Below are 24,551 nucleotides of genomic sequence, written 5' to 3'. Positions count from 1 at the left end.
TCGGAGAAGGGGGCGGGAAGACGAGACGCCGGTGCGGGGCACGCTTGCATCATCAATGTCGTACCCCGCCGCTACGCTGCGCGGCATGAGCGAGAGTGAGGTGTCGAGGTCGGCGATCGCCGACGCGGCGGAACTGCTGACGCAGAAGGCAGACGTGCTGCTCGAGCGCCTCGCCGATCGGGTCATGGCCTCGCCGGCCCCGGGATCGAAAGCCTGGTATGCGCTACGGAACACGTCGGCGGCGTCCCCGAAGGCGCGGTTACTGGTGCGGATCGCGATCGCGCATCAGGCGCATTTCGACCTGGCCGAGGACATCGCCCGCGCACGGGCCGCCGGTGCGCAGTGGTCGGAGATCGGTGAGGTCACCGGCCTGAGCGCCCGAGCGGCCCGGAAACGTTGGGATGCCGCGCCGAGCGCACCGTGCCAGCACGATTCGGGGCAGCTCGCCATCTGGTGAACCCGGTACCGAACCAGGGCTACCGGGCCTGGTCTTTTGCGCCCGTTTTCTCGTTGCGGGCGTGCCGGGCACCTTCCCCACGGACGCCGCAGATGTGGTGCGCAGCGAGCTGAGATAGTTTCCGGAGCCGTCAGGCCGGCGCCGCAGCGAAGTCAGGGGTCGCGCGCCGCCCCGCTTGGATGATCGAAGCAAGTTGCGGTGACCCACGCTGGGCCTGGCCCTTCACCGTTTCTGCGATCTGCAGGTTACCGGGTTTCCCTATTCGGTGGTGTTAACCGTCTGACCATGCGTATCGCCCAGGCGACGGCGCGGCCGGACAGTCCTAACGCTGTTGGACTGACGCTCATTGTCCGGTCCGCTTGAATCTCCACGCTGGCCGTAGGGATTGCCAGCGCCGCCTCATTCGTCTCACACCAGAACGATGGGAAGTGCTTGGTCGTGATGGTTTGAATCCTGTCGATCGCGGCGGTGGCGGTTGCTTCCTCCAGGTGCACGTCACCTCGCAAAGCCAAGCCCTCGACGACAAACACGGGTCGACCGAAACGGTCACGGAGCTGCGATTCCTGATCGCGGCTGTCGGCGAGGAGTGCACGAGTCGCCGCGCGGCTCCTGAAAGCCAGCGTCAAACTGCCGACGATGGGCCCATCGACGTGGCGCACGGTTAGCGGCACGGGGTGTGCGCCGTCGCCCGCTGTGTGACGTACGAGCAGGAAGTCGGTTCGGGCGTCTATCACGAAGGGTGGAGCGGCGATGGGCCGCCAGTCAAGCGTGGAGTTGCGCGTGACGACGAAGGGCCAGGCTTCGGAGTTCACGCCGGCTCGGGTTCCGGGTTGAACTGCTCGAGGCTACATCCGAGCACCGAAGCGGGCTGTGCTATCTCGTAATCGGAAAGGATCTGCTCGAACTGGAGGGTGAGAAGCTGCAGGGCGGCCGACTCGCTGTTGACGGATGCACGCTGGGCGTTCACCGATTCTGCGTAGGCCGCACGACCGGCAGCGCTGCGTTCTGCGCGGCTCTGCGCGAGGCGGAGGGCGAATCCCACGGCTTTGGCCGCGATGCCTTCGGTGTCCACGTTCAACAGGGGTGCCAGCTTCGGATTCGACATGACAATTGCCCGCTTCAGTTTTGGCATCGCAGCCTCGGCGAAAGCCTGCAACTTCGCCGCACGCTGGTTGTCCGACAGCCAGGCCGAGGCGCGCGACAAGTAGTCGGGAGCCAGGGTATCTTCACGCGACTGCATCTCGTGGTAGGCAAACTGAAAGAAGTCCGGAAGCACGCTGACGAGCGGCAGCTCGACATTGTGGGGCCGCAGGCTGCGACCGGTCTTTTCCATCTCACCCGACGGTAGTGCTTTCGCGAAACCGAATCCCACGGCGCTGGCGGGTATGAGACGGATAGGTGCCGGGATGTCCTCGACTTTCGCGGCGATGAGGTCGCTGAAATTCTCGTCGGCCATCAGTCGATCTCTGACGGCGTCGAGGGTGTAGGCCTCATGCAGGAGATCCCATTTCGTGATCACAAAGTGCACGGGACAGCGGCTCTGTTGTGCAATTTCCAAGCTGCTGGTCAGGTCGAACTCGAGGTAGCGGTGTCCGTGGCGTTCGCCGCGCATCAGCGACAACATCGCCTGTCCGTCGAGCAGAATCAGGAGCGCGTTGGCTGATCTCAGACGCGTCACCAGCTCTTGGATAGCCGGGTCCCCGGCTGCCCGCGGGTTGGTGAGCACGCCACCCGGATAGTCGAGGTACACGAACTCTATGGGCTCGAAGTCACCGGCGGGAGACGAGAGCCGAGCCCGGAAACGCCACTCGTGTACCCCCTGAGTCGCCGTGGGCCACATTTCGTCTGGGTTTGCAACCTGGTTGAAGACCGTGTTGAGGTGCAGGGAGTTGTCGTGATCCGTTTTGAGGTGGAACGCCAGCTCGGGCCGACGGAGCCGGAGCCGGTTGTAGAGACTCGCCATGAACACGGTCTTGCCGGAACCGGAGGGGCCGAGAGCGTGGATGTAAAAGGTGGTTCTAGCGTTGCCATCACCCGTCGGCGGTTTGGAGGCCGGCCTCGCGGGTGACGAAGTGGGCGCGAACGGATCGGGTTGGCCTATCCGTTCGGCCACTGTCTGCACGATTTCCACCAGGAAGGTGTTCTCCGTCTCATGGGCGCCAACCAAGATCCAGTCAAGGTCGGCAGCCGGAGGCTCTCCGGCCAGGGCGGACACTTTGCCGAGGTGATCGCCTCCGAATCGCACCCAGCCGCGTCGCCACTTGGTGTCGGGCCGAAACTCCACGGTTCGGATGTCGTCCAGGGAGATCCGCTGCGGGTCGTGCTCTTTTCGGGGATCGAACCGTCCACCCCATTCGAGCACGATGCAATCGTCCTCGAGCGTAAGCGCACCGTTGGACAGAGTCGCTCGAATGGTCATCGCGGCCTCTGTTCGACATCGGGTTGCGGGTTGAGGGTGGCCACCTCTTCCACTTGGGGTAGCCATCGGTTCTCCTCGTCGGTGGCCAGGCGCACTCGGAACCCATCCGGCCGGTAGTACTGGTGACATCGAGCCACGACATTCTCGTACCCGTCAGCAGTCTCGCGTCGGTAGAAGACGCCTTCCGCGCGCGCCGGCTGGGACCGTTGCTCCGACCCGACAGCAGGATGTCCACGTTGCGAGCCGATTTTGCTCATCCAGCACTGTGTGCTCTCGTCGTCGAGTACGACCACGACCTTGAACATCTTGACATCGGATTCTTTATCGTTGCCCGTGTACCAATGGTCGGCCAATTGCCTTCCGCGGGCGGCTGCTTCCCAGGAGTTCTCCGGAATTCGACCAAGCCACTTGCAGACGCGCTCAGGCCGACGCTCCGTGGGATCCTTCTGGATCTCCTCCAGGAGCTTCTTCAACTTGTCCTCGTCGACATACACCTCGAAGAGTGCGCGATCGCCACCCTCCTCGAGGTTGGGCAAGTCCACTTGCTTGACACCGAGGCTTGCCATCCAAGCATCTGTCTCGGGAACGGGTTTGAGCGGTCGCGGATCCCAGCCGCGGGCCGCGGACGCGTGCCGCGCCTCATGAACGCGCAGAGCGGCCTCAGCCTGCTGTTCGTGACGATCACGGATGAACTTGTATGCTTCGTTAAGCTTCTCCTTGAACTTCTCTTCCTCGATGAGGAAGAGGTTATGTTCGTCGTCGCGCCGCATACGTGCGAAGAACCCATTCACTGGGTCGTTCCAATATTTCCACTCCTTGAACTTCGCATCCTGAGCGATCTCTCGCAGTACCCATTCCTGATCGAGAATGAACTCCCGGAGGTGGTCCCTATGCCACAACTTATCCGGCGTTTCCTGCACCGAAGTAACCAGATCCATTTGGCGGTCGCGCGGCTCGGCGGGTTGTGGGGGCGGTGGCGGCGGCCATTCTGGCCGTAGTTCCTCGTCCCGGCGCAGTCGTTCCCGCTCTTGCTCGTCGATGCCCCGGCTGTCCTTGTCATACTCGTCCTGAGGAGTAGGGGTTTCCAACGGGCGCCCGGCCAGTGCTACGAGATCCTGCTGTGCGGCACGAGCTACATCTTCGGGTCTAGAGAACAACTCCTCATCGGGCATGTCCAGCCGCCTGGGAATATCATCCGGCCTGGGCAGTATCTGCTCGGCCGAACGTGCGGCGAGTTCCTGGCGCCGCAGGTCTTCCTCGGCCGCCTGCTGCCGCATCCTCTCGGTGGCCTCCACCTCTTGGCGGTGGCCCTTGCTAAGGCGGGCGAATAACCCGTATTGCGGGTCGTTCAAATCTTGGGCCGCGGCCTGGTTGGCGTCGTCGGCATGTTCCTGTTCTCGTCGAGCGCGTTCGACGTCGGCTCGACGATTCTCTTCCGCTGCCGACTCCTGGGCTTGTCGTACCCGAGCTTGTTCGGCCTGGCGGGCGGCGTCCGCCGCGGACTCCATTGCGCGGCGTTGCCGTTCCTGATCGGAACGGGCGGCCTCCGCCGCGAACTCCTGCGCGCGGAGCAGGCGATCTTGCTCCTCCCGTCGGATCTGCTCATCCCGCGCCCAGTCCGTCACCTGCCGCTTCCCCTCACAGCCATCGCCCGCTGGCACCGAGATCGTCCACCAGAACCGCAATTGGAAGCGGGCGCCCGTGCGCATCCTGCAACTGGACCCACTCGTTGTGTGGGAGATCCGCGAGTGCGAAACGCGGGCTGTGTTCCGCAGGTACCAGCGGAGTCGCGATCGTGATGCGACCGCCATCTTGGAACGTAAAGAACGCGTAGACCCGCGAGAAGGTCGGATGCATGAACGGGTACTCGGTCGTGCTCTCAGCAAACCGGAACGCTCCCGTCGGATCTACTCCGGGAGGCAGAGTGTTTGACGGACCCACAATCCGTGGAGGGGTCGGACTTTTCCGCTTGAACATTGGTTCCCCTCAGATACGTCCGAGGTGCGATGCCCAGCTCTCCCACTGACGGGCTCGCAGATCCTTCTCTTGTTGCAGCAGGTTCGGCATCGCGCTCGACGTCCCACCCGCCGAGTTGGTCGCCGCACCGGAAGCCTGCTCAGCCGCGGACATCGCCTCCTCGCGAAGCCTGTCCGCCAGCTCACCCAGCCCCTGTTCCCGGGCCTGCTCGCTGGCCCGGGCGAAGACGCGCTCACTCTGCTGGAACCGCAGTGTTGCCTCGTGTCGGTGATCAGGACCAGTCGCAAGGCGTCCCAGTTCGAAGTAACTCGACGCGACCGGTACCGCTACCTCGAACGCATCGCACTTGCCACTGCCAGCCAACACCGCCCGCTCGAAGCACGATTTGGCCTCGCCCGTTCGGCCGCGCTGTACTGCCTCGATCCCCGCGGTGTACAGACGTGTTACCTCCGTACCTGCCTCGCTCTCGCGTGAAGTCGATGATGGCGCTGCCTCCGGCGGTGGCGGTGCCTCCGGCGGCGCTTCGTCGGCACCGGTGGTGGCCGCGTCGCCACCGTTCGTCGGCAAAAACTCGGAAACAAGATTCTTAAGGAAGCCCATGGCTATCCACCTAAGACTCGGAGTGGGTGCCGCACCATCGACGTTTTCACGATACGCCCCGGCAGCTCGTGCACGCGAGCGTGTGCCGCCCGATGACCGACCTGAGAACTCCGACCGAGCATTGCCCCCTTGTCTGTCGGTTCTCGAGCAATCTGGCGGTGGCGCCCTGCCGTGAGCTGGTGGTTTGTTCACTCCGTCCGTCTTTCACCAACCGCGGCAACACGGCTGCGAGCTTCAGTGAGGTCAGCGCGCAGCTCTTCTACTCGTTCGCGGGCCGCAGCCGCTTGCGCTTGCGCGGTCGCGAGATCCGCTCTGGTGGTGGCGAGTTCGTCGCGGACTTCGTCGGCTCGCGTCCGTTCGGACTGAATCGCGATCCGGGCCTCGTCGAGGTCCGATTCGAGCCGGCCGATGGTGGCGGCCGACGCTGCGGCGGCACGGTCGGCTGCCCCGCGGACCTGGGTGATCTCCTCGCCGAGTTCGGTAGTGCGAGTGCGTAGGGACTCGATGAGGGAATGCTGCTCGGCGTTCTTGGCGCGGTGCTCGGCGGTGAGGGCGGTCATCTCCTCCTCGTGTACCACCGCCAGTGCGTGCAGCTGGTCGCCGTGGTCGCGTCGGGCGTCGGCGAGAGCACCGGCGGATTCCTCTGCTGCCTGCTCGGCGGCGCGGGCGGCGGCGTCGGCGTTGGCCCGGTCGTCGACTGCCGTGTCGAGCTGATCGCGGAGTTGTTCGATCTCGGCGGCGGCATCAGCTCGCACCTTGTCCGCGGTCACCTGGGCGCGGCGCAGGTGCGCATCGACGGCGGCCGGGTCCCCGAGCAGGTCGACGGAACCGATGATCCGATCGGCGACCGCGGACAGCCGCGCCACCGCGCCCTCGGCTTCCTGCCGCAGCAGCGGCAGGACCTGCGACAGCGTCACCGCGGCCTCCGCCGGACCCACCGGCGTCTCCACGAACTCCGCCGCGGCCGGGGCCACCTTCTCCTTCTGCCGCGCCCGCCAGGCGCGGACGCGGTCGGCGTCCGACGCGTACTCCCGGGGCCTACCCGGCCTGTTCTCGCTCATCCGACGCTCCTCCTCAGCAGTTCATGTTCCACGGAGGTCTCGACGCCGGGACCAGAACCCGGCTCGACTTCGATGGCTACCGTGTGATCTGCAGGTTCCGCACCAACGAAAATATCCTGGCCGTGGCGGGTGCCTTGGATTCAAAGGGCAGTGCGCAGTAGACGCCTAGCGGAGAATCCACGTATGGGGATGTGGGTGTGGGCCGCAGAAGAGACGACGAAGACGTTTTGGGACTATCTCTTCGAGGCACTTCCTCCCATGGTGACCCTTATCGGCGTGATAGCCGTGGCATGGGTCGGTATCCGCACTGCACGGAAAGGCCCGTATGACCGGCTTGACCCGCTGGTCAAAGTGTTGAACACCTGGCCGACTGGGCTGAATGGCCAAGAAGCGGTAGAGCGATTGGTCGCCCGGCTCGTGCTGGACATTCGCGTGCTCGAAGGTGACGTGGAACGGCCGGGCGCGAGCGCGACAGAAGCCAGCGCGGAGCGTTCGGTGATCATCACGTTTTGGTTCAGGCGCGGCGCACTGGCACTCTTCCTAGTCGCGACAGCGCTACTAATAGTTCGACTGATCACCTACGAGCCGACCTATAGCGGCGGTAGCCAGTTCCTCGGTGCCGCAGTGGCAGCCCTTTCATCTGCCGCAGCGGCTACGTTGTTCGTGTTTGCGCGTTGGCGCGCGAACGAAGCGGCAAGCCGACTCCTCAACGAGGAGCGATCGTCGAAGTCAGAGAAGGATGCCGCGTAGCCCTCACCGCCGAACTCATCGACCGGTCGATCACGGTCAACGTGCATGGCGGATCAGCAACGGGAGAAGTCGTGGTCGGCCCGCTGCCGGGATGGCCGTCGATTTTCACTGCGGGATCTCGACGTCGCCGAGGTGTCATGGGTGCGCTCCCTGTGGAGATACACATCCTCCACCCAAGCGAGCGATTGCTAGACTAGCTACCGGACAGGTGAAGAATAGGATCGCTGCCTGCATGGCAGGAATGTAAGCTCTCCTGCACGTGTTGAGGAACGCAGGTGGGGTTGACCAAATCCGCCACACGCCAGAGGTACGGTAATAGGCATAAGGAGGTTGGGCATGTACTGCGACGTCCGCTCTCGTAGAGAAGAGGAAGACCCGACTTAGTCGAGTCACGGGGCTGGAGGTTCTAACGAAGGGCCTCCAGCCTTCCTCTGTCGATATCGTCCCGCATGTTCTTCCTCGTCGCGTCCAGCCTGGGCATATCGAGAATTTTCACCAAGATTGCAAGCTGCTCGTATGCCTTGCTCTGTTGCCCCTCCGCAGCAGCTTCGCTATGCCGCGCTCTGATATACGGCTCGAATCGCTCATACGTGCGAACGATGATGGTGCCACCGATCTTGCGGAGCACTCGCTCATCGTAAATACCTAGGTTGACGCCAGTCGCTAAGCGTTCAAGGCCGTTGAGAACCTCACAGATCTGTTCACGCGCTTGCTGCTTGTCTTCTTGACTAAGAGGGGCACCGTTCTTGTCATTCAAGGGCGCCGCTGTAACGAGGGCGAGAGCCTGCTCCCTTGAGATCCGGTGAGAACCGAGTTGCTTGCTAAGCGCTACCCGCACTGGGTAGTGCTTATCTGACCACAAAGAAAAGGCAGCAAGAGTGTCCTTGCGGCGGGACCGCGCGAAAGCGTTGTAGGCCGCAACGGCCGTAGCTACCAAGGATGAGAGGGCGACAACCGCGGCAAGGGATTGTGGCCACGGGTTATGAGAAAGACGGGCAAACAAGATGGCTCCGCCCACCAATACGAGAAGTAACACGCCTAGGTTGATTGCCTTCGCCTTGGTTGACCACAGGCGCGGATTAGGTGATCGCATTCACAAATTCAAGCAGAATCACCTGCTGCAACGGGGCACAAATTCCAATGCGGGGTGCGGCGCTGCCGACGCACCCACCACCCAGGCTGGCAGGAGTGCCGACTTCGCCGGAGAATAGTACCCCGGTTGCATGAGGCGATCGCGAGGAAATCCCCCTCCATACCGTGGACACCGTCGAGATAACCTCAGTGCGTTTGTTCAGCTCACGCACTCGGCGTCGTTCCTCTCACCCATCGATGCCCGCCCCCTTCGAGCTCAAATCTACAGCCGAGCAACCGCTTCGCGACGAGATCGCCGCCGAACTCGGCTTTCGATCACCTCCAGCATCGCTAACTCCTCTGCCGGTCAGAGCTGGCAGTGGGCATCCATCGGTCACCAGGTCGACCGCCTGCCACCGGTCTACGCGCCTGGCGAGCAGGGTGAAGACAGACGAATGCGCCAAATATGCTGCCAGACAGGCGACGCGCCGGAAGCCGAACGACTTGTCGAGCCGTCCGGCGATACTGACGAGCATGAAAATCGGCTAACGCACGGTGCTCAACCTCACCAAACAGGACGTTGCCGGCCAAGTGGCATGGCTCGGGAAGCTCGGCTGTCAGTTTAGAAGTCGATTACCCGGCTACCTGGGAGTTTCGCGATGAGTACAGAGGACTTCTGATATCCCAGTGGTCAGAAGCGCTGTGCACAAACATCTGTCGCCATGAGGCAGCGCCTCATGGCGACAGAGCCGAGAGATGCCGGTACAGCGTGGCGCGGCCGATCCCCAGAACTGCGGCGATCTCACTTTTCGGGGTTCCGGCCTCGATCATCTGCCTGATGTGGCGAGCCTTCGCCGCGTCGATCGCTTTGGGCTGGCCGCCGATCCGGCCGCGCGCCCGTGCTGCAGCGAGACCGGCTACCGTCCGCTCCTGAATGACCGCCCGCTCGATTATGTGGACAACTTCTGGAAGTCAAGCGCCTCGAAGGAATGCCAGTACCCGTTTCAGCGGAGGGATCCTCACCGACGCGTTCAGTGCTGCCGTTCCTCGCCGAGGTCGGACAGGAGTGCGTTGATGCGGTCGGCGGTGCGTTGGTGCCGTTCGACCTCGTGGTCCCATCCCCGTTCGACGGCGTCGGCGATCAGGGTCTGTTCGGTGGCCAGCCGCGCTCGGAGTCGGGGCGCGTAGTCGCTGGTGGTGAGGAACTTCGAGCAGGTCAGGACTAGATCGCACTCGCACGGTCCTTCCTGCGGCAGGCGCAAGCAGTGGCCGAGTTCGAGTTCAGTCTTGAGGAAGTTGGTTTGCAGCCAGGACACCGCCTGTGGGTCGAGTCGGTGCTCGCGCAACGCCTGGGCGGCCGGCCCGGCGAGCGCGACGCCGTCGAGGTGCCGGTCGAGGGCGTCCTGGTACTGCTGTTTGACGGTCGGATCCGACAAGGACGCATAGATCAGCGACATGTGCGGGGTGCGGTGGCCGAGGACCGCCATGATCGTCTGCAGCCGCGCCCCGCCCTCGGCGAGTTGGGTGCCGATGGTGTGCCGGAACCGGTGTGCGCTGATCGTGGGTCGCCCCTGCGAGTCGAGCAGTCCTGCGGTGGTGCAGGCAGTCTTGAGTGCGAGGTCGAACAGGAACGCCTTGGACAGCAGCTTGCCGCGGACGGTGAAGATGTGCTCGACGGCGCGTCCGACACTGGGGTCGTATCGGCCGCGGGCGTGTCTGGTTCGGGCGAGATCGATCAGCGGCCGCAACGCGGCCGCGGCCTCGGGGTGCAGCGGAATCGTCCGTTCGGTGTATCCCTTACCGACCGGGATCCGCAGTCGGGGATGACCGTCCGGATAAGTGTCGAGGCAGTCGATCGCGAGCCGCCGGATCTCGTCTCGGCGGGCGCCGGACCAGCGTGCAACGATCAATGCGGCCCGCTGATAGGGGTCGGGTAACCGGTCGACCGCGGACATCAGGGCGGCGAGCTCGTGGTCGGGGATGAACCGGGGCACCGTCCGGGCGATCTTTGGAATGTCGCCGCGAGTGAACAACACCCGCCCTGGCACGTCATCCCATCCCCAGGCGGCGGTCTCGTTGACGAACCGGGCGAGGAGGGTGACGATCGAGCGCCGGGTCGTAAGCGCCAGCGGTACCCCGGTGTGTTCACTCGTCTGCTCACCGAGCCAGCGCAGGAACTCCTCCGCGTGCGCGCGGCGCAGTTGGTCGAAGCTTGTGATTTCCGGATGCTGCCCGCGTAGCCAGGAGGTCAGTCGCCGCAATGCATCTCGGGAATGACGGACCGTCTGTTCGCGGCCAAGGTTGGCCTCCAAATGCAGCCGCAGGTAGCGGTCGATGACCGCCCGCATCTTGGGCGGCGTGCCGACCGGGGCGAGGCGGGTGGTCCACGAGGCGGCGTCGACCCGACCCGGAGGCGCGGCATCTACCTGGCCGATCGTGAACAACAGTAGATGCGCGGCATTGATCCGCCTGGTCAGCGAGTGGTGGAACGCCTCGATCGGATCGGCGGGCAGTCGTTTGCCGCGGGATCGGCTGTAGAACTCGCGGATGGGTTCGCGGCGAAGCCGCTCGGTGAAGGAATCAACCGCGCCTCGCAGCTCGTCGAGATCATTCATGGTGATCGCAGAGAGGTCGGGATTGCCGCGGTGCAGGAGCAGTCGCCCCAGCGCGGCCCTCAGGTCGGTTCGCGCACTGGCCTGGGTGTATCCGAGCTGAACCAGTCGGCTCACGTGCGACTCGAACACGCCCCGATCGATTCCCAGACCGGTCGACGCCGCGGATGCGGTGAACGGGCTCGCGAAGGTGCGGGCGAACAACACCTCGTAATCCAAGCCGACGCCTTGCACCAGCGACAGATACGACAGGTACGGCATGATCATGCCTGCACCGCCGTGCGGATGCTGGCCTGGCACCGGATTGTCGGTGTCGAAGGTGCGCTGCGACAGCGGCGCGGCGAACCAGTCGGTCAGCGACGGCCAGCGCGCAACGAAGTCGTCGTAGGCGTACAAGCGTGAGTATCGGGCGCCGCTGCCGACATACCGCCACAACCAGTCGCGATAGGCGGCCCGGTCCACATGCGCAACCCGGACGCGCTCTCGAGATGAGGCCTCTGCGCCGATCCTGGCCGGCGATGTCACGACCGACGCCCGAGTGCGGTGTCGTACTCGGTGACCACCTGCTCGTCGGACACGCGGGTGTAGATGCGGATCGACTCCGTCGACGCGTGACCCAAACGACGTTGCAAGGCAAGCTCTCTCATCCCCGAATCCCACATCGCCGTCGCGTGCGTGTGCCGCAACGCGTGGGGTGTCTTGTCCGGAGTCCGGATCCCCAACCGGTCCAGGCGGCGGGCGAATCCACGCGCCACCGCCTGATAACTGAGCGGCTTCTCGCGATTCGCCCCGGTGCCGCCGACGAGGAACACGAACGGGCTGGTGGCCTCGAGGGGCCGCTCATGCAGCACGTACCGGCTGACCGCATCCAACGTACGTGGCTCATGCAGGTCGACCACCCGCTCCCGGCGGGCCTTCGCCCGGGCACCGCGCGGATGGTCGTCGCGTTTGCGGATCGTCACCCGGCGGCGTCCGTAGGCGATGTCGTCGAGCCGCAGGCACAGCACCTCACCCGGGCGCAGGCCGCCGTCGAGCATCAGCAGGAAGATCGCCAGATCCCGTAACGAGGACATGCTCACCAGTAATGCCTCAATGTCCTCACTGCTCAGCGGTCGCGGCAGCCGGATTGGCAGCCGAACCCGGACCGCCCGGCGCACCGGTCGTTGCCGACTCGCCGCACCCACGAACGGCTGGTGCCGATCCGGGACCCGTGCGAGCGCGGCGTCCTCGCGCTTCTGCATCGGATTATCTGAGGTCGTGTACAACTCGGCGGCGATCGCCCACTCGAAGAAACTCGACGTCGCGGCCAGAATCCGGGACACCGTTGCCGGAGACAGCAGCCGTCCCTCGGCGGTCGCGACCGCCAATCCGAGCCGTTGAGCCGGGCCACGGCTGGGGATCCTACGTAGATACCCCAGGAACTCCAACGCGGTCGAGGGGCGGAACTCGGTCCAGCCCATGCTGTGCTGGTCGAGGAACATGAACAGCCGTCGCAGGTCGTAGCCATACGAAGACAGGGTGTTCGGGCTGTAACCGGAATCCTGCAGATGCGCCAGAAACCGGGTCACCGGGACAACCTCGTACCCGGAGTCGTCCAGCAGGATCACCCGTCGGACAATGCCGCCGTCCACATCCTTGACCACCCGCATACCGGCCTCCCTGTGCCGGTACTCAGTGCATCAGGCTGCAACTCCCAGATCAGGGAGGTGGGTGTCCCGGCGTGTCCAGATAACAGAGAACTCGGCGAGCGCACCGAAGATCGAGAAGATCAGCTTGCCTCCGGAGGTGGTGGTGTCAATCGACTCTGTGAGCGAGCGGAATCCGACGCCGCGCTCGTCGAGGTTCTCCACCGTCTGCAACAGGTGGGGGAGTGAACGGCCGAGCCGGTCGAGCCGCCACACCACCAGGGTGTCTCCTTCCCGCAGGTGCGAGAGGAGATCGTTGAGCTGCGCGCGTGATGTTGTCGCCCCGCTCGCGGTGTCCGTCCACACGCGAGAGCAGCCGGCAGCGCTCAGGGCGTCCCTCTGCGAATCGGCGGTCTGTTCGGCGGTCGAGACCCTCGCGTAGCCCTGTCAATTTCAGAGGACGAGTGCACTGCGAGCATGTGGTTCTCCGAGGGGTGCACACGAGTCTCCTGACCTTCTTGTCAGGAGTGAGCTGCACGACATCGCCCGTATGGAGGTGTCTCTATCGTCCGCATCTGGGGTGACGACCCTGAACGCGTCGAGGAATGCCTCCGCCGCGGCAATCGCCGAGCCCCTTCGCATTGTTTTAGGCCGAGCCGCTAGGGGCGGTGGGCCGCAGCGAAGTCGTCACCGTTGTTCTGCACGTCGTGAGGCGAACGTCGACACACCCGAAAGGCACAGCAGAGTAGCCGACTTCGCGGACGTATTAATCAACGCAAGGTATGTTTTCTCGCTATGAATCAAACTCATAGGTCTGTTTTGCGTCCAAATTCGATTCGCCGACACGAAAACTTCAATGCGACAAAGCAATACCTTGACAGCCGAGCCTCAGCTGGCGTGTGATTAATACAACGTCTTCGAGGATTTCTCGGCAGGTGGCACGGGAGCTCCCAAAGCGGCTCTACACTGGAGGCAATATGAGGCAAAATTAAACGACGTCTCGAGATAGCCTTCCCGAGATTGCAGGATGCGATTGGACGACGCCGTCCGGCGCCATCCAAGTCCACGACATTGCAAGATTAGGCCGGGCCGACACGGGCGGGACACCCTGCTCCCCCGGATTAGTTGGTGGACATTGCTGTTGGTCATAGGATCAGGGTTAATCTCATGGTCCTCGTTGATCTCATGATCCAGGGTTAGCCTAACGCACGACGATCTCTGTGAGGGTCTCGGCGATGCGGCGGCCCGGGGGTCGTAGACGCCGGCCTCCGCCTACAGTTCCGGCGACGTCTTCCACCGACTACATGCGCTGCGGCCCGAGGCCTGTCGTGATTCGACTCGATCGGCCAGGCCGCGAACACTACCGGGCGTCACCGACAGTCACCGCTATAGCTGCATCACGCACCGGGTGGATTTACTCTGCCTGGATGAAGCGCCAGGGAAGTACTGAATGTATACGCCAAGCCAAATCAGACTATTCGCAGACGTAGCTGACATCGAGCAGATCCGCCGACTCGCGCGACATCCACTCATCGCGGGGTTTACGACCAATCCAACGCTGATGCGCCGCGCTGGTGTCAGTGACTATTCGGACTTCGCAAAAGCTGTTCTCGCCGAACTTGACCAGCATGTTGTTTGCTTCGAGGTGGTCGCCGACGACTTCGCCGAGATGGAAGAGCAAGCGCGTAGAATCGCGGAATGGGGCCCATCTGTCTACGTAAAGATCCCAATCACGAATACTCGCGGGGAGCGCTCTGCTGAACTGATCCGTCGGCTGTCGGCAGACGGGATCTGCGTCAACGTGACCGCAGTACTTTGCCTAGATCAGGTTCGCGATGCGGCAGCGGCGCTTGGTGGCAGCCAGGCTGCGATAATCTCTATCTTCGCGGGCAGAATTGCTGATACAGGCCGGGATCCAATACCATTGATACGCGAGGCACTTGGGCTTCTGGCGTCGTGTCCCCAAGTGCAGCTGATGTGGGCAAGCTCGCGGGAGCTGTTCAACTTAGTGCAGGCCGATCGCATTGGATGTCCGCTTATCACCCTCCCTCCAGCGTTGCTGGGCAAAATTCCCATGCTCGGCCGCACTCTCGAAGATCTGTCCGTCGAGACAGTGCGGATGTTCTACGACGATGCAGCGCGTGCTGGGTACATGCTGTGAGAACCGGCTACTCAATACTGCCTTCAACAGTAGGAGATCAATTGCGTCCGGCACCCGTTCGGGGGAACGAGCCTCTAATAGTTGGTCTCGTGGGTTCGAGACCCACCGGATGCGCGCGGACCGATTCCGTCGGTCCCTACACAAGAAGAGGAGGTGAAACATGACCGAACCCCTTATCCCTGAGGAGGCTGTCACGGCCCTGGCCGCTCCACTGGCCCCGGCCCTGGCCGCTCCACTGGCCCCGGCCCTGGCCGCTCCACTGGCCCCGGCCCTAGCCGCTCCACTGGCCCCGGCCCTAGCCGATCCGTTGGCGAGGCTCGACGCTCCAGTGGCGAGGCTCGACGCTCCAGTGGCCGGCTTAGCCGACGCCGTACGTCGACTTGACCCGTCGGCGAACTGACCGGCCAGCCCGGCGAGCTAGCAGCGCCCAGCCGAAGTGCCCTGGAATGTGTGCCCTGGAATGTGTGCCCTGGAATGTGTGCCCTGGAATGTGTGCCCTGGAATGTGTGCCCTGGAATGTCTGCCCTGGAATGCTGATCGGGTTCCGGCGTCGGGCTCGTAGCGCGTCGGAATCCGATCACACCAAGCACCAGTACCTTAATAGGAAAGGCCACTGCGGGAATCCGCCCACGCGGAGCGCGAGCAACGAGGTGAGGTCTTCCAGGGCACGCCTAACCTCGACACAAACGCAGAAGTGTGGGCCGGAGGACCGGTCGGCGAAAGGTCCAGGCCTGGGACCTGGGATATGCGGGTTCGAATCCCGTCTGGTGCACATGACCATGTTCAACGGAACCGGCTCCCCACGTCCGGATGCGAATATAACGACCCCCCCGTCGCCTTCTGTTCTCCTCGCCATCGGTGATGTCCGGTGAATCCGCAGCTGGACGGCGCGGTATCCGACGGGTACCTGACTGTCGCTGGTGGCGTCTGCGCACCGGCTGGCTTTACTGCGGCTGGCGTTGCGGCGGGCATCAAACTCGGGGGAGCGCTCGACCTAGCGCTCATCGTCTCTGACCGGCCAGCTGCCGCGGCCGCATGGTTTACTACCAACCGCGCCGCAGCCGCCCCGGTTGTCATATCGCGGGAACACGTCGCCGGCGGCGTGGCGCGCGCGGTGGTGGTCAACTCCGGCTGCGCCAACGCCATGACAGGCGCGCGCGGGTGCAACGACGCCAGGACGACCGCAGACGGGGTCGCCGCTCTACTCGGTACCACACCCGACTTGATACTAGTGTGCTCCACTGGTGCCATCGGCACGTACCTCCCGATACGCAGGCTCCTCACAGGGGCACGGCTGGCGGCCGGTGCGCTAACCAATGACGACGCCACAGCCGCGCGCGCCATCATGACCACCGACACGCGACCCAAGACCGCCGCTGTGCGCAGTTCCTATGGTTGGAGCGTGGGTGGAATGGCAAAAGGGGCCGGGATGCTCGCTCCCAACACTGCGACGATGCTCTCGGTGATCACGACCGATGCTCGAGTCACACCCGAGGTGCTCCGCACTGCGTCGAGGACGGCGGTCGAACGTACCTTCCACGCGATCACTGTGGACGGTGAAACGAGCACGAACGATACCATTGCGATACTGGCCAACGGCGCCGCCGACGTGACGCCGACCCCGGAGGAACTCGTAGTCGCCCTGACTGAGGTCTGCTGGGCCCTTGCCCGCCAACTCATCTCCGACGCTGAGGGCGCCACCAAGGAAGTCCTGGTCCGGGTTAAAGGCGCCATGGACGAGACACAGGCATCCCAGGCGAGCAGGTTAGTTGCCCAGTCCTTGCTGGTGAAATGCGCTTTGCATGGCGGGGATGCCAACTGGGGACAGGTGGCAGCTGCTCTCGGCCGCTCACAGGTCGAAGCCGACTTCGACAGACTATCCATCGTCATGGGCGGCGTGACCGTTCTCGATGCGGGTATTCCAGCTGGACCGGACGCGATCGCTCTTGCTCGGGCCGGCCTGACCCACCGTGCGATCGTCGTCGAATGCAGCCTTGCCGTTGGTTCAGCCCATGCTGAGATGCTCACCACCGACCTCTCACCAGAGTATGCACGGCTCAACTCGGAGCTTGTTCCCGACCTGAGCAGACCATTGGAGTGAGGTTGTGAATGGCTGAGTCGGTATCGATCATCGAGTATCTTGGCTCGGGGCAGTTGCGTTTCGCTGAGCGCCCCCTCCCACAAAACGGTGGCCTCCTCGCACTTGAGACCACTGGGATCTGCACCACTGACCGCCACATCGTGGCCGGCCGCATCCCGGTGCCAGCACCGTCCATTCTCGGTCATGAGCTAATCGGTACAGTGGAGCGACTTGTCGACCTTCGTGGCGATCACGTCCGGGTCGGGGATCGGGTACTCGTGGCTCCAGGTATAAACTGCGGCACCTGTTTTCGATGCACAGGTGCCCGTGGCGGCTGTCCCAACCGCATCGTGTACGGATTAGACGCGATCGGCGACAGGCTGACTGGTGGCTTCGCTACCCACATGGAGCTACTGCCCGGCTCACGGGTATTTCAGCTCAGCACGGACCTGGCAGCGGACAGGGCCATTTTCACTGAGTTGGCTGCATGTGTGGCTAGCGGGTTGTATAAGGCATTCGGTTCGCCATCACCGCCGCAGTGCAGTGACGTTGCCGTGATCGGCTTCGGCCCCATCGGCCTGGCGGCCGCTACTTTGGTGTGCTGGTATGGCAACCCAGTCGTGGTGGTTGAGCGAGATACCGCGCGAGCTGACCTGGCCCGACGCCTTGGCTTCGAAGTATCGGCGGGTGACGTGACCGTCGACGTCGTGCTGGAGTGCGCAGGTACGCCGGCCGCGTTCGCTGCCGGGCTCGAGTTACTTGGCCACGCCGGCACTCTGGTGGAGCTGGGCAACGCTGCCGATCTCGGTCACGTATCTGTCAGCCCGTCCCGAATCTGCCTTACGGACCTGCGGATCGTCGGCAGCGCCGAGACTCGCGACGAGGACTTCCCGTTGGCGCTCCGGGCAGTGACTGAGGCACCAGTCGACCTGCCCTCAACGATCAGCCATGTACACCGATTCGATGATCTCGCGGACCCGAATGAGCTGTTCGACCCGCCTGACGTCTTTAAGGCTCGCATCGACTTCGAACCGAAGGGAGCTGAAGCCTCGCATGGAAAACAACGCGGCGAAGCTTGACCTGGACCACGTGTGGCATCCGTACACGGATATGGCCGCCTACGCCGGTGAGCAGCTCATGATCGAGCGGAGTGAGGGCTCCTTTGTCTTCGACGCAGACGGAACCCGCTACTTTGATGCTATTTCTGGGTTGTGGAATGTCCAGGTTGGACATGGTCGTCCCGAGCTCATCGCAGCCGCCACCGAGCAACTCAGCCGACTCGCCTACTATCCTCTTAATGGGCGCTCTCACCCGCCAGCCGCATTGCTCGCGGCTCGGCTGGCGTCGCTCGCGCCGGGCGACCTAAACCATGTCTTCTATGGCACCGGTGGCGCTGAGGCAGTGGAGACCGCGATCAAAATCAGTCGTCAGTATTGGCGGCAGCGCGGCTACCCCGAGCGAACTAAGGTGATTGGCCTCGACCGCGGCTGGCATGGCTGCACTATCGGTGCACTGTCGGCGGGCGGCGTGGCTGAGGAGCGGGATCCGTTCGCTCCGCTGCCTACAGAGTTTCCGAAGATTCCCGCCCCATATTGCTATCACTGCCCACTAAGCGCCACGCCAGACTCGTGTCCCGTCGAAACGGGCGCAGCTCTAACGGAGCGCATTCTCTCGGAGGGTCCGGACACGGTGGCCGCTTTCCTTGCGGAGCCTGTCCTCGGGCTGGCCGGGATGGTGCCACCGACGGCACGGTTCTGGAGGGAGGTTCAACGGGTCTGCCGCGAGTACCGCATCCTGCTCGTCGTTGACGAGGTGGCGGTTGGGTTCGGCCGAACCGGACGGATGTTCGCTAGCGAGCACTACGACATCAAGCCAGACATGCTGTTATGCGCCAAGGGCATCACGAGCGGCTATCTGCCGCTGTCAGCCGTGCTGGCCACTACCGAGGTGTTTAACGCGTTCCTCGGTCCTGGCCGCGAGTTGGTGCACGGATTTACCTTCGGTGGTAATCCCGTCGCGTGCGCGGTTGCGCTCGCCAACCTTGACCTCATCGAGGACGAAAGAATGTGCACCCGAGCCGAAGAACTGGGTCGCGATCTGCTCGACTCGCTGCGCGCTGGTCTAACAAGTGTACCCATCGTGGGCGACATCCGAGGCGTCGGCCTCGCCATCGGCGTGGAACTGGTTACTGATCGGGAGTCGGGGACTCCGCTGCCTATTGCCTCGGCGCTGTGCCGCCAACTCGCCGAGCACGGCGTCCTTACCCGGCCGGTCGGTGCAGGAAACGTGCTGCCGTTGATCCCGCCGCTGACCACCACTGCGACAGACGCTTTGGCCGTGGTGGATCTGTACTGCAGCGTAATTAGGGCAGCCGCCACCAACAACGTATCCGTGACGGAGGTATCCACATGACCGATCCGCTGCGCGGCGCGCACACTCTGGCGGTTACCCCGTTCGATACTAACGGTGAATTGGATGAGGCCTCACTCCGGTCGCTCGTGGAGTACCTGATCGAGGGCGGAGTGCACGGCGTAATCGGTTTGGGTACGACAGGCGAGTTCTTTACCTTGAGCATGGCGGAACGGCTGCACATCATGAGCACAATGGCCACGGCGGTACGCGGTCGGGTATCGCTCACTTTCGGCGTAGGCGACTCGGCAACGGCGAACGCCGTGGCGCTGGCAAAGCGGGCCGAGGAGTTGGGCGCCGCGGCGGTAATGGTCCCGCCACCGTACTACTTTGGACACTCCAATGCCGCGGTCACGCATCATATCCTCGAGATTGCCTCGGCCATCCGTACGCCGGTAATGGTTTACGACGGTGGCGGCGGTCGGGAAGTAAGTGTCGCAACCCTAGCGCGCATGAGGTCCGAGGCCTCCAACGTCAGCATGGTCAAGCTCTCGCTGCCGAACCCAAGCAAAGTATCGGCCGTACTTGCCGACGCCCCCGGGATCGCCCCGATCTGTGGCGACGACACGATGCTCATGCTCGCCCTAGCATACGGCGCAGCAGCAAGTAGCATCGGCATCGGCAATCTCGTCCCCGCCGCCGTCGCGGGTCTGCACAACGCCTATGACTCCGGAGATCTGGTCAAAGCCCGTCGGCTGCATCGGGATGCGCTCCTTCCTTTGGTGGCCGTGTGCGGTTCTGGCAAGTCCGAGTACATCCGATGCTTCAAGGAGGTCCTTGTTAAGAGTGGTGTAATCGACTTCCCCACAACCCGTCCGCCCCTCCTTCCCCTCGACCCTGTTCGACGGGAGGAACTCATGGCGGTCGCGCGAGACACCGGGGTGTTCTGATGCCGACGCAGCCCGACAGTGCGCGCAGCATGCTGCAGTACCGCTTACGCGCGGATGGATACGACCGTCGCCTATCGTCGCGCTTGGCCAATTTCCGCGCCCAAGCGCTTGAACTGCTCGACCTTGCGCCCGGGCAGACTGTGCTAGAAGTGGGATGCGGCACTGGCCGCAATTTTGCAGGCGTTCTGGAGAAGATCGGTCCTTCTGGACAGTTGATCGGGGTGGATCAAAGTGCTGACATGCTCAAACACTCACAGGCCAAGCTGGACGCCAACGGGTGGGTCAACGTGCGGCTCATCTACTCGTCCGCCGAGACTGCCTCTTTGGCGGCTCTCGCAGTTGACCGGATCCTGTTTTACGCCACCCATGACATCCTGCGCTCCCGGGCGGCCGTCCTTAACACTTTGAGCGCGGCTGGTCGCCGTACACGAGTGGTAGCTGTAGGCACCCAGTGGGCTCCTACATGGAACGTAGTAGTCAACGGGTACTTATGGTGGACTTCGCGGCGGTATATCACCACATTTGAGGGTTACCACGGACCGTGGACGCTCCTGCGAGAGTACGTACCAGACATGTGCGTAGACACGGCTCGATTCAAAGCTGTCTACCTCGCCTACGGGTCGGCACCAATCCCTGGAGAACTGCAACCACCCGCGATCATCGAGGTGACGCGCAAGCAATTATCGGAAGTGGTGAAGCTACTGGTGGAAGCTGAGCTAAGCATCGAGGGTGTTCACAGCGGTGGGCGGTATTGGCTGGCCTATGATTCCGCCAGGCGACCTGTCGGCGTGGTCGGTCTGGAAGCAGCGTTTGGACGGGCTTGTCTGCTCCGCAGCCTTGCTGTTATGCCGAAGTTCCGACGGCGGGGCTGGGGCAACGCCCTCGCCCGTCGCGCTCTGACTGAGGCCCGACTCGATGGCCGAACCGCCGTGTACGCGCTCAGTACCGGTGCGACCGAGCTATTCCGGGGCCAGGGATTCCAGCCGATACCGATCGACGAATTAGCGAGCGCTGTGAGCAACACTCCCCAGGTGTGTGCGTATCGGGCGGCCGGGATGCTCAGCACGGAGCTAGCTTGGCGCCGCCGGATCGACATACCATGACCGCGGGCCCCGCACCCGGCACTCAAGCCACCGATGGCGAGCTGATCCTGCTGGAACGCGAACGCCTGAGGGCGCTGGCTGATCGATCAGGCTGGGAGCCGCTGTTGCTATCCGAGGCCCGCGGCCTACTCGGCCCCCCACCGCAGTTAGTGGCGGCCCTTCGAGACACTGACTCGTGGGACTGGGGATACCCCCGCGAACAACCCGCACCGGCCACAACGGACGCCATCCGGGCCTGGTTTGCTGGAGTCTATGGCGTACAGCTCGCGCCCGAGGAGATCGGTATCTCGCTGGGCGCCACCGAGATCATACGGTCGGCTGCCGCCTACCTCCGGCCGCTGCGCCCTGACATGGGCACGGTGCTCGTCCCTGCTCCTACCTTCCACCACTTCGCGGGTGGTGCGGAGTCCGATGGACTGCAAGTGGTGCGGATACCGCGAGGGCCGGATGGGCAACTCGACCTGAATCAAGTAGCTGATCGGGATCGGGCCGACACGCTACTCATGTGGCTCTGCTCACCGAGCAATCCTGACGGGTATCTCATGGACCTCTCAGCAGCGGTTCAGTTCACGAATACCCATGGGATCTTCTTGCTTGTGGACGAGACCTACGCACCATTTTGCTGGAACGGGCCTCCTCGTACGGTCTTGTCCGGTCATCGGCGCAGGCTCCTCGCTTTGCATACTTTGTCCAAGCTCGCCAACGTGCCGAGCTTGCGAGCTGGTTTCTTCGTCGGCGACCCAGAATTGGTGGCTCAGGTAGGCCGCCTGCGTGACCGCCGCGGGCTGATAGTCCCCGAGCCTGTTGAGCGTGCCCTGCGTGCTGCCGTGTCGACTACCAGCTGGGTTGAATCCGCCCGCTCCACCGTGGAGGAACCCATGCATCGGACGGTTGCGGCACTGCGGCAGGCGGGCCTGTCGGCCCGGATACCCGAAGGCGGCCTCTACATCTGGGCCTGCCTCGATGGCTACTCCGACCGCACTCTCGCGGACGCGCTGGCCCTGCAGGCAGGCATCGTCTGTCTGCCCGGACAGCACTTCAAGGAGCCGGCCCCTCTGCACGTCAGAATCGCCGCCACGCTCACCGACGGTCAGATCGACGAGCTACCTGCCCGGTTGATTCGCCTCATTCAGCCGTCGTAGGAAACTGCGTTATGACGGAGTGCAAAGCCGGAATCGAGGCCACCAGGCCAGCCAATTGTGACGGACGAACCGCTTGGAAGTCGTCGCCCGGTTTGATCATGTTCTCGGGCCGGACATGACACTCGATGAGAAGCCCGTCGGCTCCCACCACCACGGCGGCCCTGGACATCGCGTCGATTAGCGAGGGTCGGCCCGTACTGTGACTCGGATCCACGATCACTGGTAGATGACAGACCTCCTTGAGCGCTGGCACCGCCGAAAGATCTAGGGTGTAGCGCGTGGCGCGCTCGAAGGTCTGGATGCCCCGCTCACACAGGATTACATCCGGATTGCCGTTCACGATGATGAACTCGGCAGCCCTCACCAATTCCTCGATAGGAGTTGCGAACCCCCGTTTGAGTACGATCGGTCGGCCCGCCGAACCGAGCCTCTTCAGCAGAGCACTGTTGGTCATGTTTCGTGTACCTACCTGAATGGCGTCGCACACCTCGGCGACCGCTCCGATGTCCGCAGGATCGAGGACCTCAGTCACAACCGGCAGACCCACTTCGTCACGTACCGCGGCGAGGATTTCCAAGCCCCGCCGCCCGATTCCCTGGAAGTTGTACGGCGTAGTCCGGGGTTTGAATATTCCACCGCGGAAGATCTGCGCGCCAGCCGCTTTCACTGCGACAGCCGTATCGAGCGTGTCGGTCCGGTTCTCCACCGCGCACGGGCCGGCAACCACCACCGGTGGCGCTCCGAAGCCGATCGGCACGCCGCCGATTTGCACAGTACTCGCCGAATCGTGAAAGTCCCGTGAGGCAAAGTAGTAGGGCGGCGGCACCTCGATGACATCAACCACACCGTCCAACTGGCGTAGTTCGGCGAACGGCACTTCCCGCTCGTCTCCCGAAGTCGCCACGTGCATGCCTCGGTGACTGACTACCCTATGCACTTGCAGATCGAAGCGCGCCAGGAACTTTTCAACGCTCTCAATTGTGGACTCATTGGTAAGCGTGACGATCATTGGTTCTCCTCAACAGTCTCGATGGTGACCTCTCGGCCGGTGGCGCTCGACCTGTACAGCGCAGCTATGATCTCCATTAAGTGGATGGCATGTGCCGGCGTGGAGACGGGCTCCGCCGCGCCGCGGATGGTGTCGAGGAAGTTCCGGATGGCGCGCGAGTGGGTATCGGGATAGGTGGGCACCGGCTCAACCGCATACTCCGCGTCGACGAGGTACCCGTCCTCGTCCAGCGCCAACAGTACGGGGGCTGGGTCAACTCGCATGCCTCCCCTGTCACCGAAGACGAGCGTCTCCCAGGCTCTCCTGCCCGGAATATTGAGGGTCCAAGCGGTCTCCAAACAGATATTGAGGCCGTTGTCGAACCGTATCAACCCTGTAGCTGCCTCCTCGACGTCGCCCATCCAACCCGGTCGAAGGTCACGCCCACGCTCGTCTGCTACGGCCCATGCCGCGTCATGGCGGTAGCGCACCTGATAGTCACCGATCTTCGCATATGTGCTGCCCGACACCACCGTGGCCCGTGGGTGCCCGAGCACATACATGAGGAAGTCAAGATGATGGACGCCAAGGTCGATAAGAGCTCCACCGCCAGAGCGACTCTGGTCGGTAATCCAGCCCGGGGTGGCGCCCCTCCGATCGCAGAGCGTGGTTCGCGCGTAATACGGCGAGCCAATTCGGCCCTCGACGAAGAGGCGGCGCGCCAGGATAACCTCCTCACGGAAGCGGTGGTTAAACAATGGCATGAAAACGACCCCACTTGCGCGCGCCGCGGCAGCGATCTTCCGGACAGAGGGCACGTCTACGGCGGGCGGTTTCTCCAGAAGTACATGCTTGCCGGCCTCAAGCGCGGCGGTAGCCAGTTCTGCGTGGGTAGCATTAGGCGTGCAGCAGGTAATTGCGTCGATGTCCATGTCGAATAGCACCTCGGGATCACTAACTGCCGCCGGTACGCCAAACCGATCGGCGACGACGCGTGCCCGTTCGCCGTTGACGTCGCAGACAGCCACGATCTCTACGTCGGCCTGGCGCAACAGGCCCGGCAAATGGGCCTTTTCCGCAATGGTTCCGGCGCCTAGAACACCGATCCGGAAGACATCGGTCACTGGACACTCTCCTCGGTCGGGTGATGTGATTGCGACTGACCACCCCGACCAGTTCCGCCAGCTGAGGCGAACGGCGGACCGA

General features: G+C 63.4%; 21 protein-coding genes and 1 pseudogene. 10 read left to right on the top strand and 12 right to left on the bottom strand.

The genetic code is table 11. The features are described 5' to 3' along the window. Window positions 1–85 precede the first annotated feature (85 nt). On the top strand, window positions 86–457 hold the full coding sequence (locus MLGJGCBP_RS38140; RefSeq protein ID WP_236581607.1) for a hypothetical protein: 372 nt from the start codon (window positions 86–88) through the stop codon (window positions 455–457). Between the two features lie 245 nt (window positions 458–702). Here the strand turns inward: MLGJGCBP_RS38140 and MLGJGCBP_RS38135 are convergent, their stop codons facing one another. The 5 genes from MLGJGCBP_RS38135 to MLGJGCBP_RS38115 all read right to left on the bottom strand — a co-directional run bounded on the left by MLGJGCBP_RS38135 (window position 703) and on the right by MLGJGCBP_RS38115 (window position 6,514). Then, complete coding sequence (locus MLGJGCBP_RS38135; protein WP_160102388.1) at window positions 703–1,269, bottom strand: hypothetical protein; 567 nt, start codon at window positions 1,267–1,269, stop codon at window positions 703–705. After that, the gene (locus MLGJGCBP_RS38130; protein ID WP_160102386.1) at window positions 1,266–2,876 is read right to left on the bottom strand and encodes a hypothetical protein; all 1,611 of its coding nucleotides are present in this window, start codon (window positions 2,874–2,876) and stop codon (window positions 1,266–1,268) included. The genes MLGJGCBP_RS38135 and MLGJGCBP_RS38130 overlap by 4 nt, the downstream gene beginning before the upstream one ends. After that, window positions 2,873–4,585, bottom strand: a complete 1,713-nt coding sequence (locus MLGJGCBP_RS38125) for a hypothetical protein (RefSeq protein ID WP_160102384.1) — start codon at window positions 4,583–4,585, stop codon at window positions 2,873–2,875. The genes MLGJGCBP_RS38130 and MLGJGCBP_RS38125 overlap by 4 nt, the downstream gene beginning before the upstream one ends. A 277-nt stretch (window positions 4,586–4,862) precedes the next feature. After that, complete coding sequence (locus MLGJGCBP_RS38120; RefSeq protein WP_160102382.1) at window positions 4,863–5,219, bottom strand: hypothetical protein; 357 nt, start codon at window positions 5,217–5,219, stop codon at window positions 4,863–4,865. Between the two features lie 422 nt (window positions 5,220–5,641). Beyond that, window positions 5,642–6,514, bottom strand: coding sequence for a hypothetical protein (locus MLGJGCBP_RS38115; protein WP_160102380.1), 873 nt, complete (start codon window positions 6,512–6,514; stop codon window positions 5,642–5,644). Window positions 6,515–6,697: 183 nt separating this feature from the next. On the opposite strand from MLGJGCBP_RS38115, the gene MLGJGCBP_RS38110 reads away from it, so the two are divergent. Next, window positions 6,698–7,264: a hypothetical protein gene (locus tag MLGJGCBP_RS38110; RefSeq protein WP_160102378.1), complete on the top strand. Its 567-nt coding sequence runs from the start codon at window positions 6,698–6,700 to the stop codon at window positions 7,262–7,264. A 406-nt stretch (window positions 7,265–7,670) separates the two neighbouring features. Here the strand turns inward: MLGJGCBP_RS38110 and MLGJGCBP_RS38105 are convergent, their stop codons facing one another. From MLGJGCBP_RS38105 to MLGJGCBP_RS38085, 5 genes and pseudogenes are all read right to left on the bottom strand, one after another. Next, window positions 7,671–8,357: a DUF4760 domain-containing protein gene (locus MLGJGCBP_RS38105; RefSeq protein ID WP_160102376.1), complete on the bottom strand. Its 687-nt coding sequence runs from the start codon at window positions 8,355–8,357 to the stop codon at window positions 7,671–7,673. A 713-nt stretch (window positions 8,358–9,070) separates the two neighbouring features. Then, a complete protein-coding gene (locus tag MLGJGCBP_RS53345; RefSeq protein ID WP_268960810.1) occupies window positions 9,071–9,220 on the bottom strand; it encodes a helix-turn-helix domain-containing protein in 150 nt (49 codons plus the stop codon). A gap of 146 nt (window positions 9,221–9,366) precedes the next feature. Continuing rightward, the gene (locus MLGJGCBP_RS38095) at window positions 9,367–11,409 is read right to left on the bottom strand and encodes a tyrosine-type recombinase/integrase (RefSeq protein WP_236581605.1); all 2,043 of its coding nucleotides are present in this window, start codon (window positions 11,407–11,409) and stop codon (window positions 9,367–9,369) included. 59 nt (window positions 11,410–11,468) lie between these two features. After that, entirely contained in the window at window positions 11,469–12,596 is a 1,128-nt protein-coding gene (locus MLGJGCBP_RS38090) for a tyrosine-type recombinase/integrase (RefSeq protein ID WP_160102374.1), read from the bottom strand. Between the two features lie 87 nt (window positions 12,597–12,683). Further along, window positions 12,684–13,016: pseudogene (locus MLGJGCBP_RS38085) on the bottom strand (recombinase family protein); the annotation flags it as partial. 1,006 nt (window positions 13,017–14,022) lie between these two features. On the opposite strand from MLGJGCBP_RS38085, the gene MLGJGCBP_RS38080 reads away from it, so the two are divergent. From MLGJGCBP_RS38080 to MLGJGCBP_RS38045, 8 genes are all read left to right on the top strand, one after another. Then, on the top strand, window positions 14,023–14,733 hold the full coding sequence (locus MLGJGCBP_RS38080) for a transaldolase (RefSeq protein ID WP_160102372.1): 711 nt from the start codon (window positions 14,023–14,025) through the stop codon (window positions 14,731–14,733). A 160-nt stretch (window positions 14,734–14,893) separates the two neighbouring features. After that, a complete protein-coding gene (locus MLGJGCBP_RS38075; RefSeq protein WP_160102370.1) occupies window positions 14,894–15,133 on the top strand; it encodes a hypothetical protein in 240 nt (79 codons plus the stop codon). Between the two features lie 468 nt (window positions 15,134–15,601). Beyond that, window positions 15,602–16,834, top strand: coding sequence for a bifunctional glutamate N-acetyltransferase/amino-acid acetyltransferase ArgJ (gene argJ / locus MLGJGCBP_RS38070; protein ID WP_236581604.1), 1,233 nt, complete (start codon window positions 15,602–15,604; stop codon window positions 16,832–16,834). A gap of 8 nt (window positions 16,835–16,842) precedes the next feature. Next, window positions 16,843–17,892: a zinc-dependent alcohol dehydrogenase gene (locus MLGJGCBP_RS38065; RefSeq protein ID WP_160102368.1), complete on the top strand. Its 1,050-nt coding sequence runs from the start codon at window positions 16,843–16,845 to the stop codon at window positions 17,890–17,892. Next, window positions 17,867–19,225 carry an aminotransferase family protein gene (locus tag MLGJGCBP_RS38060; protein WP_160102366.1) on the top strand — a complete coding sequence of 453 codons (1,359 nt, stop codon included), beginning with the start codon at window positions 17,867–17,869 and terminating at the stop codon, window positions 19,223–19,225. Before MLGJGCBP_RS38065 ends, MLGJGCBP_RS38060 begins: the two co-directional genes overlap by 26 nt. Next, window positions 19,222–20,112, top strand: coding sequence for a dihydrodipicolinate synthase family protein (locus MLGJGCBP_RS38055; RefSeq protein WP_160102364.1), 891 nt, complete (start codon window positions 19,222–19,224; stop codon window positions 20,110–20,112). The genes MLGJGCBP_RS38060 and MLGJGCBP_RS38055 overlap by 4 nt, the downstream gene beginning before the upstream one ends. Next, the gene (locus tag MLGJGCBP_RS38050; protein ID WP_160102362.1) at window positions 20,112–21,215 is read left to right on the top strand and encodes a GNAT family N-acetyltransferase; all 1,104 of its coding nucleotides are present in this window, start codon (window positions 20,112–20,114) and stop codon (window positions 21,213–21,215) included. The genes MLGJGCBP_RS38055 and MLGJGCBP_RS38050 overlap by 1 nt, the downstream gene beginning before the upstream one ends. Next, window positions 21,212–22,357 carry a pyridoxal phosphate-dependent aminotransferase gene (locus MLGJGCBP_RS38045; RefSeq protein WP_160102360.1) on the top strand — a complete coding sequence of 382 codons (1,146 nt, stop codon included), beginning with the start codon at window positions 21,212–21,214 and terminating at the stop codon, window positions 22,355–22,357. Before MLGJGCBP_RS38050 ends, MLGJGCBP_RS38045 begins: the two co-directional genes overlap by 4 nt. Here MLGJGCBP_RS38045 and aroF read toward each other — a convergent pair. Continuing rightward, on the bottom strand, window positions 22,341–23,366 hold the full coding sequence (aroF, locus tag MLGJGCBP_RS38040; protein WP_160102358.1) for a 3-deoxy-7-phosphoheptulonate synthase: 1,026 nt from the start codon (window positions 23,364–23,366) through the stop codon (window positions 22,341–22,343). The two genes, MLGJGCBP_RS38045 and aroF, sit on opposite strands and share 17 nt — an antisense overlap. Continuing rightward, a complete protein-coding gene (locus MLGJGCBP_RS38035) occupies window positions 23,363–24,469 on the bottom strand; it encodes a Gfo/Idh/MocA family protein (protein ID WP_160102356.1) in 1,107 nt (368 codons plus the stop codon). Before MLGJGCBP_RS38035 ends, aroF begins: the two co-directional genes overlap by 4 nt. Between the last annotated feature and the right edge of the window lie 82 nt (window positions 24,470–24,551).

The sequence above is a fragment of the Rhodococcus sp. T7 genome (assembly GCF_009872365.1).
GTDB lineage: Bacteria > Actinomycetota > Actinomycetes > Mycobacteriales > Mycobacteriaceae > Rhodococcus_F.
The sequence above is the reverse complement of the archived record's forward strand: the minus strand, read 5'-3'. Positions and strand labels throughout refer to the sequence as shown.

Bases quoted from the DNA above. Each gene is read 5' to 3' on its own strand.
- MLGJGCBP_RS38140 (WP_236581607.1), top strand. From the start codon at position 86: ATGAGCGAGAGTGAGGTGTCGAGGTCGGCGATCGCCGACGCGGCGGAA.
- MLGJGCBP_RS38130 (WP_160102386.1), bottom strand. From the start codon at position 2,876: ATGACCATTCGAGCGACTCTGTCCAACGGTGCGCTTACGCTCGAGGAC.
- MLGJGCBP_RS38125 (WP_160102384.1), bottom strand. From the start codon at position 4,585: ATGCGCACGGGCGCCCGCTTCCAATTGCGGTTCTGGTGGACGATCTCG.
- MLGJGCBP_RS38115 (WP_160102380.1), bottom strand. From the start codon at position 6,514: ATGAGCGAGAACAGGCCGGGTAGGCCCCGGGAGTACGCGTCGGACGCC.
- MLGJGCBP_RS38110 (WP_160102378.1), top strand. From the start codon at position 6,698: ATGGGGATGTGGGTGTGGGCCGCAGAAGAGACGACGAAGACGTTTTGG.
- MLGJGCBP_RS38105 (WP_160102376.1), bottom strand. From the start codon at position 8,357: ATGCGATCACCTAATCCGCGCCTGTGGTCAACCAAGGCGAAGGCAATC.
- MLGJGCBP_RS38090 (WP_160102374.1), bottom strand. From the start codon at position 12,596: ATGCGGGTGGTCAAGGATGTGGACGGCGGCATTGTCCGACGGGTGATC.
- MLGJGCBP_RS38080 (WP_160102372.1), top strand. From the start codon at position 14,023: ATGTATACGCCAAGCCAAATCAGACTATTCGCAGACGTAGCTGACATC.
- MLGJGCBP_RS38075 (WP_160102370.1), top strand. From the start codon at position 14,894: ATGACCGAACCCCTTATCCCTGAGGAGGCTGTCACGGCCCTGGCCGCT.
- MLGJGCBP_RS38065 (WP_160102368.1), top strand. From the start codon at position 16,843: ATGGCTGAGTCGGTATCGATCATCGAGTATCTTGGCTCGGGGCAGTTG.
- MLGJGCBP_RS38060 (WP_160102366.1), top strand. From the start codon at position 17,867: ATGGAAAACAACGCGGCGAAGCTTGACCTGGACCACGTGTGGCATCCG.
- MLGJGCBP_RS38055 (WP_160102364.1), top strand. From the start codon at position 19,222: ATGACCGATCCGCTGCGCGGCGCGCACACTCTGGCGGTTACCCCGTTC.
- MLGJGCBP_RS38050 (WP_160102362.1), top strand. From the start codon at position 20,112: ATGCCGACGCAGCCCGACAGTGCGCGCAGCATGCTGCAGTACCGCTTA.
- MLGJGCBP_RS38045 (WP_160102360.1), top strand. From the start codon at position 21,212: ATGACCGCGGGCCCCGCACCCGGCACTCAAGCCACCGATGGCGAGCTG.
- aroF (WP_160102358.1), bottom strand. From the start codon at position 23,366: ATGATCGTCACGCTTACCAATGAGTCCACAATTGAGAGCGTTGAAAAG.